This is a genomic window from Rhizobium sp. CRRU65 (assembly GCF_048551595.1).
GTDB lineage: Bacteria > Pseudomonadota > Alphaproteobacteria > Rhizobiales > Rhizobiaceae > Rhizobium > Rhizobium leguminosarum_J.
This window is the reverse complement of record NZ_JBLYZH010000001.1, coordinates 86,500-101,083: the sequence shown is the minus strand read 5'-3', so window position 1 is coordinate 101,083 and position 14,584 is coordinate 86,500. Positions and strand designations below refer to the sequence as shown.

The following is a 14,584-nucleotide window of genomic DNA, read 5'->3' as shown; positions in this document are numbered from 1 at the left end:
GTGGCCGACATCACCGTTACAAACATTCCCCCGGATCGCGCCGCCGTTGCATCGCAGTGGCAGCTCATCTGGTGGGCTTTCCGCCGGCACCGGCTGGCCATGGTGGCGCTTGTCGTCACTGTGCTGATGTATATCGTTGCCCTGCTTCCCGGCTTCTTCGCCATCAACGACCCGTACCTGCAAAATGCGCGGGCGACCTTTCACCCGCCGCAGAAATTGCATCTGATCGATACTGAGAACGGGTTCTCGTTCGGCCTGCATTATTATCCGATGAAGCTGGCCCGCGATCCGGAAACGCTGGCCGCCATCTACAAGGAAGACACGACAAAACGTGTCGACGTCCAGTTTTTCGGGCGCGGCTATGAATATTCGGTGTTCGGCCTGTTCAGGACCAACATCCATTTGATCGCCTCGCCCGACAAGACGACGCCGCTGCTTCTGTTCGGCGCCGACAGGCTTGGGCGGGATGTTTTCAGCCGAACGGTGCAGGGTTCGCAGATCTCGTTGTCGATCGGCCTCGTCGGCGTCTTCTTCTCGTTGATGCTCGGCATCGTGCTCGGCGGCATCTCGGGATATTACGGCGGCCGCATCGATTTCTTCCTGCAGCGGGTGATCGATTTCGTGCTGTCGCTGCCGACGATCCCGATCTGGCTGGCGATGGCCGCAGCCCTGCCGCAGGACTGGCCTGCGACGCTACAATATATGATGATCACGATCATCCTGTCGCTGACCGGCTGGGCGCAGCTCGCCCGCGTCGTGCGCGGCCGCTTCCTGTCCTTGCGCACCGAGGAATTTGTCGCCGCCGCCAGGCTCGACGGCGTTCGCGAAAGACGCATCATCTTTCGTCACATGCTGCCAAGCTTTGCCAGCCATATCATCGCGTCGATCACGCTTGCGGTGCCGGCAATGATTCTTGCCGAAACCTCTCTTTCCTTCCTGGGGCTCGGTCTGCAGCCGCCGACCATCTCCTGGGGCGTGCTTCTGCGCGAGGCCCAGAACATTCGCTCGATCGCCACCGCGCCATGGCTCTTCATGCCGGGCTGTGCCGTCGTGGTCGCCGTGATGGCGCTCAACCTTCTCGGCGACGGCCTGCGCGATGCGGCCGACCCCTACAACAAATGAGGCCGGCATGACCGATACCCCTCCTATTGCCGGCAGGCCGCTGCTCCAGGTGAAAAATCTGACGGTCGAGTTCCCTCTGCGCACCGGCGTCTTCCGCGCCGTCAGCGATCTGTCTTTCTCGATCGAGCCGGGCAAGACGCTCTGTGTCGTCGGCGAAAGCGGATCCGGCAAATCGGTGACGGCGCGTTCGATCCTGCAGATCGTCGATGCGCCTGGCCGCATGTCCGGCGGATCGATCATATTGAACGATCGGAACGGCGGCTCGATCGATCTGACCAGCCTCAATCCGCGCGGGCGTCAGATCCGGGCGATCCGCGGCCGCGACATCGCCATGATCTTCCAGGAGCCGATGTCGTCGCTGTCGCCGATCCACACGGTCGGCAACCAGATCGTCGAGGCGCTTCGCCTTCACACCCGGATGAGCAAGGCGGAGGCGCGCGCTGAAGCCATATCGCTGCTCAGCCAGGTCGAAATTCCCTCGCCGGAAAAAGCGCTGGACCGATATGCCTTTCAATATTCCGGCGGGATGCGCCAGCGCGCGATGATTGCCATGGCGCTCGCCTGCAAACCGCAGCTGCTGATCGCCGACGAGCCGACCACGGCCCTCGACGTGACGACGCAGGCCGAGATTCTCGACCTGATCGCCCGGCTGCAAAAGGCCAAGGGCATGGCCGTTCTTTTCATTACGCATGACATGGGCGTCGTGGCGCAGATCGCCGATGATGTGCTCGTCATGCACAACGGCGTCGCCAAGGAATATGCGCCGGTCGAGCAGATCTTTCATGCACCGAAAGACGACTATACGCGCATGCTGATCGGCTCGGTGCTGAAGCTGGAAGCGAAGGCCGAAATCCGGCTGGCGCGCCCGCCGCTCGACACGACGGCGCCACCGATCCTCGAGCTCCGCAATGTATCGATGGATTTCGGCGAGGTGAAAGCGCTGGACGATGTGTCCATTTCGCTTCTGCCGGGCGAAACGCTCGGCATCGTCGGCGAGAGCGGATCCGGCAAGACGACGATGGGTCGCTCGATCATGCGGCTGATCGATCCGACTTCAGGCGAGATCCTCTATCGCCGCGCCGACGGCGACATCATCGATCTGGCAACGGCAAAAGGTCAGACGCTTGCCGCGGCACGGCGGGAATTGCGAATGGTGTTTCAAGATCCTTTCGGCTCTCTCAACCCGCGCATGACCGTCTCGCAAATCATCGGCGAGCCGCTGCTCGTCAATGGCGTCGCAAAGGGGCGGACGCTGGAGGAGCGCGTTTGCCATCTGATGGAGCAGGTTGGGCTCGATCCGAGGGCGCGCGAACGCTACCCGCACGCCTTCTCCGGCGGCCAGCGCCAGCGCATCGGCATTGCCCGCGCCATCACCCTTAATCCGCGCGTCATCGTTGCCGATGAGGCGACCTCGGCGCTCGACGTCTCGGTGCGCTCGCAGGTGCTCGATCTATTGATGCGCCTGCAGGACGAACTCGGGCTCGCCTATATCTTCATCAGTCATGACATCGGCGTTATCCGCTACATGTGCGACCGTGTCGGCGTCATGTACAAAGGCCAGCTCGTCGAAATCGGCGACGCGGAGAAGGTCTGCCGCACGCCCGAGCACGCCTATACGCAGGCGCTCATATCAGCGATCCCGCGCCCTGATCCGCGTGATCGCGACCATTCCAGGCGTTTCCGCTACGTCGCGCCGGAGATTTTGAAGAATGGAAGTTTGCAGCGATGAAAATCACCGGAATCCGCACTTTTCTCATGCATGTCGGTCAGCCTGATCCCGCGAACTGGGCTTCCGACCAACGGTCCAGCAGTGGCGCCTCGAAACAGTTCGGCGGCACCAGAAACTGGCTCTTTCTGAAGATCGATACCGACGAGGGCATCACCGGCATCGGTGAATGCTCAGGGTGGCCGCGCGTCGTCGAGACAGCGATCCATGATCTCGCCCCACTCCTTATCGGCGAAGATCCGGCCCATACCGAACGGCTATGGCAGAAGATGCATATCGCCATGATGGGACATGGCATGCTCGGGACGGTCGGAGGTGGTGCGATGACCGGCATCGACATGGCGTTATGGGACATCAAAGGCAAGGCGCTCGGTGTGCCTGTCTGGATGCTGCTCGGCGGCAAGATGCGCGACCGGATTCCGATCTACTCGCATGCGAATACGCCCGAGCGCGCGCTTGCCATCAAGGAACGCGGCATAAAGGCGATCAAGTGCGGCGGTGTCGCCGATCCGGTCCGCAAGGTCGCCGCGCTGCGTGACGCCGTCGGCGACGACATGGATATTGCTATCGATCTGCACGGACCGCCATGGCTGACACCGGCGGATGCCTGCCGGCTGGTGCGGGCGCTCGAACCCTATGAATTGATGTGGGTGGAAGATCCGATCGCGCCGGAGAATATCGACGGCTACCGGCGCATCCGCGACGCAGCACATGTGCCGCTTGCCGCCGGCGAGCGCTTTGCGACCATCTTCGGCGAGCGTGAGCTTATCGAGAAGGAACTGGTCGACGTCATCCAGCCGGACACCGGCCGGGCCGGCGGTATCACCCAGATGAAGAAGATCGCGGCCATGGCCGAAGCCCATCATATCCAGATGGCGCCGCATTCGGGTTCGCTCGGACCGGTGGCGGAATATGCGGCTCTGCATCTGCTCGCCGCGATCCCCAACGCGCTCATCCTCGAGCGCCTCGACGACGACTGGGATGGCCGCCGCCAGACGATCGTGCCGCATCCGCAACAGGTCGACGGCTTGATCGCCGTTCCTGATGGCCCGGGACTTGGCTGCGATATCGACGAGGCCTTCGTGGCGCGCTTCCCCAGCAACGGCAATGTCTCGGTGCCGCAAAGTGCCGGTGCCTACAATACCGGAACCGACAACGAGCATCTCTACGTGCAGACGCGCCAGTCGCGCCGCACCTATTTCAATCGCTAGAAGGACAGAAAGATGAAGATCGACCGCATGCGGGTTTTCATGACCCGCGACAAGGACCGTCCGCGCGTGATCGTCGCGCTCGACACCGATGACGGGTTGACGGGTTGGGGCGAATGCTACAATCACGGCCCCGACAAGGCGCTGCCGCCGCTGCTCGATTATCTCTATGGATTTGTCTCCGGCCAGGACCCGACACGCGTGGAGTATCTTGTCAATCTGCTGATCCAGCAGAGCCGGTTTCCGCCGGGGGCGCTCGGTCTTGCCGCGATCTCCGCGCTCGATCACTGCCTGTGGGACCTTGCGGCCAAGGCGGTGAATGTCCCGGTCTACAAGCTGCTCGGCGGCGAAGTGCGCGACCGCATCAAGGTCTATGCCGGGGTCTATACCGCGCCGGATGCGCCGGCGGCCCGCGACGAGTTCGATCGTCTGAAGGAGGGGTGGGGTTTCACCGCCTTCAAGCTCAGCCCCTGGCGTATCGACATGCACTCCAATCGCTGGGGCAATGTCGTCAAAGCCTCGGCGGATTATTTCCGCTCGCTACGCGAGACGGTCAATGACGAATACGAGATCGCCTTCGATGCCCATGCCAAGATTTTCGAGCCGATCGCCGCTCGCCAGCTGGGTAATGCGCTGGCGCCTTATGATCCGCTGTTTTTCGAGGAGCCGCTGCGTCCTGAAAATATCGAGGCGTGGGGTGATCTGAAACAGGGGCTCAACTGCACGCTGGCGACCGGCGAGTCGCTCTACAACAGAAACGAGTTCCTCCGCCTGCTGCAGGTCAAGGGCGCCGACCTCATCCAGCCTGACATCTGCGTCGTCGGCGGCATCAGCGAAATGCGCCGCATCGCGACACTTGCCGAAGCCTTCTTCGTCGGTGTGGCGCCGCACAACCCGATGGGCCCGCTTGCAACGGCGGTCAACGTTCATTTTTCGGCGGCGGCACAGAATTTCCGCATCCTCGAATACCGGCTGCCAAAGGGACAGGCCTATGTCTATGGCGGCCTCGATATCGAGAAGCGGGAGGGAGAAACCCGTTACGTCGTTGATCCCTATCTGCCGAAGGACGGCTATCTGGAACTGCGTCCCGACCGGCCGGGCTGGGGCGTCGAAATGGACGAGAAGGCGATGGAAGAGGAAGGCTACATCCATTGGCAGCGGCGCGTGCCGAAGCGGCCCGACGGCTCCTACGCCTTCGCCTGAGGGCATTGCCCGCTTTAAAAAACAGGAGCTGACCGCCCGGATGGCCCGGCCAGCTCCCGCAGGGCGACGCTTCTAGATGCCGAAAAGTGTGAGCGGTTTTCGGGTGACATCATGCTCTAACTCTTTAATTTAGAACAGAATTCAGATCTTAGGCCCGACGGGCCTAAAATCATCCAGTTCTAGGCATCTTTCGGCAGCACTGAGCGAACCCTTGCGATGAAGACATGGAAGTCCTGCATGTAAGTGCGAAGGAAATCCGCGGTTTTGTCGTTCGTGACCTCGCCGTCATCGGTGATCAGCCCCGGTGTGAACTGGATGTAGGCTTCCGGGGCGTTCATCTGGGGAGAGTTGCAGAAACTGAGCACACTGCGCAAATTCTGCTGGGCGACCGCTGTGCCTATCGCGCCCGGCGACGTGCCGATCACCGCTGACGGCTTGCGTGTGAACGAGTTGGTGCCGTAGGGGCGGCTAGCCCAGTCGATGGCGTTTTTCAGCCCGCCAGGTATGGATCGATTGTATTCGGGCGTGACGAACAGCACGGCGTCGACGGCTGCGATTGCCGCCTTGAATGCCTTGCCAGCCGGAGGATAATCAGCGTCATAGTCGTAGCTGTAGAGCGGCAGGTCCTTGAAGGATATCTCCGACATTTCAAGCTCCGGCGGGGCGAACCGCACCAACGCCTTGGCGAGCTTGCGGTTGATCGAGCCCTTGGCGAGGCTGCCGATGAGGTAGCCTACTTTATGCGTGGTCATGGCGTTCTCCAATATCTCGCATGAGAAGGGACGTATCATACGCTAGGATCACAGAGGTGGTTTCCTGTTCTTTGATCGCAAGTCACTATCGCCGAGGAACGTGACCGTCTCGTCGAGCGGGGCGCGGCCTGTACGGGCGTAACTGACCGTGGGGTCCTCGTACCCGATCGACATGCCGCAGAAGAGGATGAGGCCGTCCGGGGGCGACAGGACCTCCGCGACCGTCTCGCGAACCTGCGACCACGCCATCTGCGGGCAACTGTGCAGACCTTCGGCGCGGAGCAGCAGCATGACGGTCTGCAGATACATGCCGACGTCAGCCCACTGGGGTAGGCCCAGGTCACGGTCGATGTAGCAGAACAGGGCGGCGGGCGCGCCGAAACAGTTCCAGTTGGCGATTGCTGCCCGCTGGCGCGCCTCCCAGTCCTCGCGCGCAATGCCGAGCGCGCTGTAGCGCTCCTTGCCGAAGGCGGACCGGCGCTCCCCATAGGGGGGCTTCAGCCCGGCCGGGTACATCTCGTACTGCCGCTTGTCCCAGGGGTCACCATGGGCCACGCGCTCGACGGCGGACGTCTTCAGCTCTGCCAGCGATGCGCCGGTCATCACATAGGTATTCCACGGCTGGATGTTCGATCCTGACGGCGACCAAGCTGCGGCGGACAGCACACGCTCAAGCACCTCCCTGTCCACAGGCTCGTCTTTGAACCCTCGCACCGACCGCCGACTTTTGACTGCCTCATATACGTCCATGATCGCCTCCATGGCGCTGGCCGTTCGTTACGTCCATAGTCATGGCCGCTTCCTCCAGACTGTTCCGTTGCTGATGTGGTTCATTATCTCCATTCGCAATGGAGGCGTAATCACACCGTGGTCTAGGAGGCGTACATCAAACGTACATCAGGGATCGATGCGTTGCGGGGGGGCATGTGGGCGAAGCATCGCTGGACTCCCGCGCCACCGCATCCCGGCCTGGAAGGACGCCCCTGAAGGGCCTCAGCTTGGCGCTTGCGCTCAAGCCGCAGTTGTCTTTTTCGCCGACTTCGCCATTGCGCTGCTCTTCGTTGCCGCTGCGCCGATCCCGAGTTGCCTACAAGATCATGTGCCGCAAGAGCACCGCTTCGTCATTTCGTCAGCTGCCTACGGCTCGGACGCGTTCCACTGGGGAGCGAGGATGCCATCCGAAGATGTCGGCGAGCGTATCGAGCATCGCGGTGGCCGCGGCGGATTGAAGTGAATAGTAGATCGTCTGGGCTGCCCTTCGCGTCTGCACGAGTTCCTGTTCTCGGAGAATTGCCAAATGCTGGGACGTCGAAGATTGGCTCAATCCCACCTCGTCGGCCAGGACGCTCACGGACATTTCTCCTTCGGCCAACAGATGCAGAATGTGAAGCCGTTTGGCATTCCCCATGGCTGACAGGAAGTTTGCTTCGTTGTCGAAGGCGTTGGTTTCAGGGGAAGGCGCGGCTGACGATTGATTGTTCAAGGCGAGATCTCCTTTAGGGAACCAAAGCCGGGCACCAGGTCATATCCCCGAGCTTTAATTTAGAGATAACGCATGGGTGCGGAGCCGAAACCCATTATCGGCGCCTCGTCGTCTTTTTTGGCGCGAATCGGATACGCCGCGCATCAAATGGACAGCGGCGGCAGGCTCGTCTTCGAGCCCGGCATCCTTCACCTATAAGCTAGCGCGCACCGACTTGGCGCATTTGCGCGGGCAGCGTTTCCCAGGCCCGGATCAATTCGCCGATAGAGGCAGCCTCCATCTTGTGCATGACATTGCTGCGATGCAGCTTGACCGTCACTTCACTGATGCCGAGATCAAAGGCGATCTGCTTGTTGAGGCGGCCGCGCGCCACTTCATGCAGAACTTCGCGCTCGCGCTGCGTCAGCGTCTCCAGGCGCTTTATGTTGCGCTCGGCGATCGCGGCTTCCGCTCGTCGTTCGGCATCCATCGCAATGCCGGCAGTCACCGCGTCGACCAGCGTCTGGTCCCGCACCGGCTTGGTGAGAAAATCCACGGCGCCGGCCTTCATCGCCTGGACTGTCATCGGAATATCGCCATGTCCGGTCAGGAAGATGATCGGCTTGGAAATGCCGTTTTCGGCTAGATGACGCTGCAGATGGAGGCCGCTTGCCCCCGGCATGCGCACATCGAGGATAAGGCAGCCGGGGCTATCCAAAATATCGGCGTCAAGCAATTCACGGGTCGAAGCAAAACTGGTCGACTGGAAACCCGCCGACAGGATCAATTCCGACAGCGCCTCGCGAACCGATGCGTCGTCATCGACGATAATGACAAGCGGCTGGCTCTCATCATAACTGCACTGCAATGATAACGGCGCCGATCTCCGCAGCAACGGCTGGTCAACTCTCATGTCACCCTCCATCTGTCGATTTATGCAAAGCGTTGGCAATGGCCGCCAGCAGGGCCTGGGCGTCGAAGGGCTTGCGGAAAAATCCGCTCGCGCCTTGAGCGCGCCCCTGATCCGCTATCTCGTGGCGGCCCGTGATCATGAATACCGGCAGCTCCGGACGTGACTTCTTCACGAGGTCACGAAGTTCGAAGCCGTCGATGCCAGGCATACCTATATCGGTGATGAGCAGGTCGAGGTCCGACAGCCCGTTGACGAGCAGTGAGCCCGCCGACGAGAAGCTGCGGGCCACATAGCCCGCAGATTCAAGAAGATCGCCCATCGATTCAAGCAACCTTGGGTCGTCATCGACAATTGCCACGACGTGTCTTGTCTTGTTCATGTTCAATTCCCTCCCACTCGGCGCGAGTGGGTTATCGGTATTTCCAATCTCTCCGCGATCCGCACCAGATCGGCGAGCGATGCCGCGGCCATTTTCTGCATCACATTTCTTCTGTGGATTTGCAGCGTCACTTCGCTGATCCCCAATTCGGCTGCTGCCTGCTTGTTGAGAAGACCGCTGACGACAAGCGGCAGCACCTCGCGCTCTCGTGGCGTCAGGTCGAGATAGTGTCGTTTGAGCGTATCGAGTTCGGCGCGTTGCGATCTCTTTTCCCGATCCTCAGCGAGCGCCGCGTGGATTGCTGCCATCAGGTCCGCATCGCTGAAGGGTTTGGTCAGGAAATCCACCGCGCCGTGCTTGATCGCACGCACCGAGGAGGGAATGTCGCCGTGACCTGTGATGAAGACGATCGGCGGATGATCCCTGTCGGCGATCTGTCTCTGCAGATCGAGGCCGTTGATGTCAGGCAGCTCGATATCGAGGATGAGGCAGGAGGGCACATCCGGCTTGTCCGCTTTCACGTAGTCGCCGGCCGATTCGAAGGTGATGGCGCGCATGCCGTGCGAGTCCAGCAGCTCGCTGAGCGCTTCCCGAACACGTTCATCGTCATCGACGACGAAGACGATATGGTCATCACCCGTCATGACGCCGCCTTCGTTTCTATGGGCAAGGTGAATAGCAACGTCGCTCCATGCGGATTGTTCTTCTCGGCCCACAATCGTCCGCCATGCAGCTCGACGATCGAGCGGCAGATGGCCAGCCCCATGCCCATGCCGTTTTCCTTCGTCGTAAAGAACGGCTCAAACATCTTTTCGGGAAAGTCGATGCCCTGTCCGCGATCGCTGATCTCAGTCTGGAGGATATTCCCAATCTGGCGCACGCGGATTTCGACGACCCTGTCGCCTGTCGTGGCGTCCATTGCCTCGATGCCGTTGCGGATGAGATTGATCAGAACCTGCTGGATCTGGACGCGGTCGATTGCGATCGGCGGAAGGGTGGGGTCGACCTCCACCTCCATCCGAACGTGACGACGCCAGGCCTCGTCGGCCATGAGGTTGCGCGCTTCGTTGACGATACCGGAGAGCGTCGATGAGATCCTCCTGTCTACGGATTGTTTGAACAGGGCGCGGATCCGGCTGACGACATCCGCCGCCGAGTTGGCATCCCGGATGATGCGCTCGACCGTCCTCTGTGCCCGCTCCATATTCGGCGGCTCGGCCATGAGCCAGCGCTGGCAGGCATGTGAGTTCGCCACGACGGCCGCAAGCGGCTGGTTCACCTCGTGGGCGATGGAGGCTGAAAGCTCGGCGAGGCTCGCCACTTGGCTCGCCCGTGCAAGACCCTCTCGCACTCGACGCAGATCTTCCTCCGCGTGAACCTCACCGTCGATATCAAGGCAGATGACATTCCACTGGACGATGACGCCTTCGGCATTGCGCATCGGTGCCGCACGCGTCTCGACCCAGCGATATTCACCATCATGGCGCCGCAGACGGTGCCTACGCGCATAGGGCTCGCCAGTGGACAATGAATGGGCATAGTTTTCTTTGACCCCTGCCACATCGTCGGGATGAACACCGGCATCGAGTGTGCCGTCCAGCCGGGTTTTGCCCGTTCCATCCAACTCATCGAGATTATAACCGAGGAAGTCGCGCAGTTGCTGGCTGCGATAGATCGGTTCTCCATCAGGTGCTGCGCAATCGATCATTGCCGGCAGCGTTTCAACGAGCTGCCAGAGCGATCGTTCTCTCTCCCGCAGTGCCTCTTCGACGCGCAGTTGATCGTCGATGTCATGCGACAGACCATACCATTGGACGATCCGGTCGCTCTCGTCCCGCAGCGGCTCGGCACTGCCTTTCACCCAGCGATAGACGCCATCGGCACGCCGCAGGCGATATTGGCTGGAGAAGCGCTCGCCGGTGGCGAAGGAATGGTTAAGCGCTTCTTCAAGGATCGCCGCATCGTCGGGATGGACTGCGGCCTCGATGAGTGCCGCCAGCCGGCTCATGCCCGGCCTGTCCATATCCGCCATCTCAAGACCGAGAAAATCGATCAGGCGCTTGTTGAAGAAGGTCGGAGCGCCTTCCGGATTGAGCCGCCAGAGCAGGCTGGGAACCATATCGACGAGTTGCGAAAGCTCCCGCTCCCGGTCGCGTAGCGCTTCCTGCGCGCGCATCTCATCGTCAATGTCGACTGAGATCACATACCATTGCATGATTGCGCCGCTTTGATCCCGCAGCGGTTCCGCGCGACCGTCGACCCAGCGATAGGCACCGTCGACGCGACGCATGCGATATTTTATCGAGAAAGGTTCGCCGCTGGCGAGGGAATGGTGGATCGTCTCCAGCACCATTGGGGCGTCGTCGGGATGGATGAGGGTACCAATGACCGCCGCCAACCGGCTCATGCCCGGCCTGTCCATATCCCCTACGTCGAGACCGAAGAAGTCGATCAGTCGCTTGTTGAAAAAGACCGGCTCGCCCTCCGGCGTCAGACGCCTGATCTGAACCGGGACCATGTCGACGAGCTGCGAGAGTTCGCGCTCCCGATTGCGCAACGCCTCCAGCGCGCGTACCTCTTCATCGATGTCGAGAGAAACGCCATACCATTCCGCGACCGTTCCGTCATCGTCGCGCCGGGGCTCCACCCGGCATTCCGCCCAACGGTAGACGTCATCCTTTTCGCGCCAGCGAAATCGCATCGCAGAGCCGTCGCCGGTCTCGAAGCAGTTCCTGAGCGTACGCTGGACATCGGGAGCGTCTTCGGGATGAACCAGCTGCTGCAGAAGATCGTCGATACGCGGTTCACCGAGAGCGTCAAAATTGGCGATTACGGAGCGGAAATGATCCTGATATCGCTTATTGAAATAGAACGAGCCGCCGGTGGGCTCCACACTCCAGATGCGGACCGGCACGGCGTCTATGATCTGCTGGAGCTGTTGTTGGCTCCGCCGCACAGCGTCCTCGGCATGGACCTGATCGTCGATGTCGTGACAAAGGCCGTACCACTGGACGATGCGCCCCGACTGATCCCGCATTGGTTCGGCACGGCTCGACATCCAGCGATAGAGGCCGTCGGCACGGCGCAGGCGATAGCGCATGGCAAAGCTGCCGCCGCTGACGAGACAATGACGAAGGGTGTCTCCGAACCCCGCCGTATCCTCGGGGTGGATGGTGGCCTCTAGAACCGCCTCCAGCCGGCTCATGCCGGGCTTGTCGAAATCCACCACATCGAGACCGAGGAAATCGACCATCCGTTTGTTGAAAAAGCTCGGCTCGCCTTCAGGCGTCAGGCGCCAGACGTGGCTCGGAACCATATCCACGAGGTGTGAGAGTTCCCGTTCCCGTTCGCGTAATGTCTCCACGCTTTGGCGCAAAGTGAGCACCGCCTGCTGATGCTGTCGGGATATGGCGGCGACAATCAGCGCCGAAAATGCCGAGATGGCCAGAAACAGCTGCAGCATGATCTGATTGTGTTTCTGGGATTCGGGATCGCCGGCAAATTGGCTGGCGCCTGTTATCGTGAACACCGCCGTGATCAGAGCAAGCAGAGCGAGCGATACGGCGGCGCCCTTGAACTCGAAGCGGACCGCGGCCCAAAGAAGAGGCGGCATGATGATATAGGCGAAGGGAAGGTAGCCGCTCAGTGAAAGAGCCGCCACACCGAGAAAGATCAGCGCCAGGACGCAGGCTTCCACCCATTGCGCGGCAGAGAACTGCGTCTTGCTGCGCCAGCTGTGAAAGAGGACCAACGCCAGCGGTGCGACGATGAGAATACCGGTTGCGTCTCCGATCCACCATAGCGGCCAGGCCGTCGCGAAGGATTGCGATTGGATCGCGAACCCGGCAAGCGTGGCACTTCCCACGGTCGCGCTCACGATCGGTGCAATTCCGGCAGCCAGGATGACGAATGTGAGAACTTCCCGCAGAGTTTCCAGCTGAACGGGATGCTTCAAGGTTCGATTCACCAGCCATGCCGCGACCATTGCTCCAAGAGCGTTGCCGACATAGATCAGGAAGGCCGCAGGCACCGGGCTGTAGAACCACAGGAAATTGCTGAACATCTCTGCCAGGCAGCCCGCCAGGATCCACCATGACCAGCTGCGCCTGGAAGCGAGGATGAGGGTCGCGACGAAGAGCCCGCCCGGAGGCCAGATGGAAATACCCGTTCCCGGCACGATTGCCAGCGACTGTGCGAAGCCGCAGGCGAGTACATAGGCGAGGAAGAAAAGCCCCAGGTGCAGGAGCCGGGGACGGTGCGACCAGACGCTCAGCATCAACTGCTCCTGCCGGACAGAGAGAACCGGGGGATCGTCAGCATTTCCTGCAGCAGTCATTCTCGATTTCGGGGCTGGCGAGCTCATGTTACGAACCGTAATCCCGCTGCACCACAACCGCAACTCATGGAAACCCATGCATTGCGCGGGAATGTAGCCGGAATTTTCGGGCAAACGACGGATCGGAAGAATGCTCTGTTTTCCCGATGGCGCATCCTAGGCTTCGGGCTGGTTCCGCTATGCCCTACGGCTAGGGCGCCAGACCTCAGGCACGATGGAAGGCGTCCGACTTTCCGGTCATTGTTGATCCGCGTGAGGCATTGCAGACGAGATGCAACAGAGGATTCCGATATGAAATTCACCGTGGTGGGAGCAAGCGGTCTGATCGGAACGCGGCTCAGCGAGAAGCTGCGCTGGTCGGGCCACGACGTCGCGGCCGCATCTTTGTCGCTTGGCGTCGACACGGTTACCGGCAAGGGTCTGGACGTGGTTATGGCGGGAACCGAGGTCGTTGTGGACGTGACCAATGCCGCATCGTTCGGTGACAGTTCGGCGCTCGATTTCTTCAAGGCGTCGACGAAGAACTTGCTCGCAGCTGCGGCGCAAGCCGGCATCCGGCACTATCTCGCACTCTCCGTCGTTGGCACGCCGCGCCTCGTGGAGAGCGATTATTTTCGCGCGAAAATGGTGCAGGAAAATCTCATCCGGGCTGCAGGTCGACCCTATACGATCCTCCGCTCGACGCAATTTTACGAGTTCATAAACGGATTGATCGACATCGGTGCGGAAGGCAATATCTTTCGATTGCCGTCGGCCTTGATGAGGCCGGTCGCAGCCGGGGACGTCGCTGCATTCCTGGCGAAACTGGCAGCTGGTGCTCCCTTGGGCGATGTCGTCGAAATCGGCGGCCCGGAGCAGTTCGGCATCGATGAAATCGCCCGGATCTATCTCGCCGCGAATGAAGACGAACGGCAGGTGATAACCGATCGATCCACGTCGTATTTCGGTGTCGAACTGACCGACGACGCCCTGATTCCTAGCGCCGGTGCGCGCATGGCGCGCCAGACGCTTTCCGACTGGCTCTACCAATCGATGGGGGAGTAGGCCGCGCGGCTTTTCTTCCGGCCGGTAGGAGACTTAAAATCGACCCGCCACAGAACGTTCATCTGGCTGCGATTAGAACCCTCAAAGGCTCACCGCAATCTTTAAATCGAGATGAACGAGGGGGGCAAGGCTTGCCTCCTGAAAGATTGGCGGCGGGTACAATAATGAGCGAGCATATTCCGTGTCGGTTGAGCAGCGTTTAACCCAGCCGCCTAGATCAGTGCTTCGGGGATGCCCCAAGGTTGACAAAAAGACATCCATTGCCGATCTCTATTTGGGTCAGAAGGTCGGCCCTTACCTCTTCGCCAACAACCGCTTTTATGTGCCGCCACTTTTGGCTCTTCGGATGTGCGGGCACCGGTACGCCTTCTCGTAAGAACAGCGTCACTTCAGGAGCTTCATCTGATTTGTAGATGCAAATTCTCAACGGCTCACATCC

The 14,584-nt window shown here is 60.7% G+C and carries 12 protein-coding genes; 5 read left to right on the top strand and 7 right to left on the bottom strand.

Features of this window, described 5'->3' with window-relative positions:
* From ACM5SV_RS00520 to ACM5SV_RS00505, 4 genes are read left to right on the top strand one after another with little or no spacing between them, the layout of a single operon-like run.
* Positions 1–1,122: an ABC transporter permease gene (locus ACM5SV_RS00520; protein ID WP_003562630.1), complete on the top strand. Its 1,122-nt coding sequence runs from the start codon at positions 1–3 to the stop codon at positions 1,120–1,122.
* Between the two features lie 7 nt (positions 1,123–1,129).
* A complete protein-coding gene (locus ACM5SV_RS00515; protein ID WP_221968839.1) occupies positions 1,130–2,851 on the top strand; it encodes an ABC transporter ATP-binding protein in 1,722 nt (573 codons plus the stop codon).
* Positions 2,848–4,059 (top strand): mandelate racemase/muconate lactonizing enzyme family protein, encoded by a 1,212-nt coding sequence (locus ACM5SV_RS00510; protein WP_419424881.1) that lies wholly within the window; start codon positions 2,848–2,850, stop codon positions 4,057–4,059. The genes ACM5SV_RS00515 and ACM5SV_RS00510 overlap by 4 nt, the downstream gene beginning before the upstream one ends.
* 12 nt (positions 4,060–4,071) lie before the next feature.
* A complete protein-coding gene (locus ACM5SV_RS00505) occupies positions 4,072–5,259 on the top strand; it encodes a galactarate dehydratase (protein WP_011649533.1) in 1,188 nt (395 codons plus the stop codon).
* A gap of 179 nt (positions 5,260–5,438) precedes the next feature.
* Here the strand turns inward: ACM5SV_RS00505 and ACM5SV_RS00500 are convergent, their stop codons facing one another.
* The 7 genes from ACM5SV_RS00500 to ACM5SV_RS00470 all read right to left on the bottom strand — a co-directional run bounded on the left by ACM5SV_RS00500 (position 5,439) and on the right by ACM5SV_RS00470 (position 13,041).
* Positions 5,439–6,011 carry an NADPH-dependent FMN reductase gene (locus ACM5SV_RS00500; RefSeq protein WP_113547492.1) on the bottom strand — a complete coding sequence of 191 codons (573 nt, stop codon included), beginning with the start codon at positions 6,009–6,011 and terminating at the stop codon, positions 5,439–5,441.
* A 48-nt stretch (positions 6,012–6,059) separates the two neighbouring features.
* The gene (locus ACM5SV_RS00495) at positions 6,060–6,761 is read right to left on the bottom strand and encodes a nitroreductase (RefSeq protein ID WP_221968837.1); all 702 of its coding nucleotides are present in this window, start codon (positions 6,759–6,761) and stop codon (positions 6,060–6,062) included.
* Between the two features lie 379 nt (positions 6,762–7,140).
* Positions 7,141–7,494 carry an ArsR/SmtB family transcription factor gene (locus ACM5SV_RS00490; protein ID WP_221968835.1) on the bottom strand — a complete coding sequence of 118 codons (354 nt, stop codon included), beginning with the start codon at positions 7,492–7,494 and terminating at the stop codon, positions 7,141–7,143.
* A 199-nt stretch (positions 7,495–7,693) separates the two neighbouring features.
* Positions 7,694–8,386, bottom strand: coding sequence for a response regulator transcription factor (locus tag ACM5SV_RS00485; protein WP_419424880.1), 693 nt, complete (start codon positions 8,384–8,386; stop codon positions 7,694–7,696).
* A 1-nt stretch (position 8,387) separates the two neighbouring features.
* A complete protein-coding gene (locus ACM5SV_RS00480; protein WP_003562617.1) occupies positions 8,388–8,765 on the bottom strand; it encodes a response regulator in 378 nt (125 codons plus the stop codon).
* Positions 8,766–8,767: 2 nt separating this feature from the next.
* The gene (locus ACM5SV_RS00475) at positions 8,768–9,409 is read right to left on the bottom strand and encodes a response regulator transcription factor (RefSeq protein WP_113547494.1); all 642 of its coding nucleotides are present in this window, start codon (positions 9,407–9,409) and stop codon (positions 8,768–8,770) included.
* A complete protein-coding gene (locus ACM5SV_RS00470) occupies positions 9,406–13,041 on the bottom strand; it encodes a PAS domain-containing protein (RefSeq protein ID WP_221969071.1) in 3,636 nt (1,211 codons plus the stop codon). Before ACM5SV_RS00470 ends, ACM5SV_RS00475 begins: the two co-directional genes overlap by 4 nt.
* Before the next feature lie 351 nt (positions 13,042–13,392).
* On the opposite strand from ACM5SV_RS00470, the gene ACM5SV_RS00465 reads away from it, so the two are divergent.
* Entirely contained in the window at positions 13,393–14,145 is a 753-nt protein-coding gene (locus ACM5SV_RS00465) for an SDR family oxidoreductase (RefSeq protein WP_221968830.1), read from the top strand.
* Positions 14,146–14,584 lie beyond the last annotated feature (439 nt).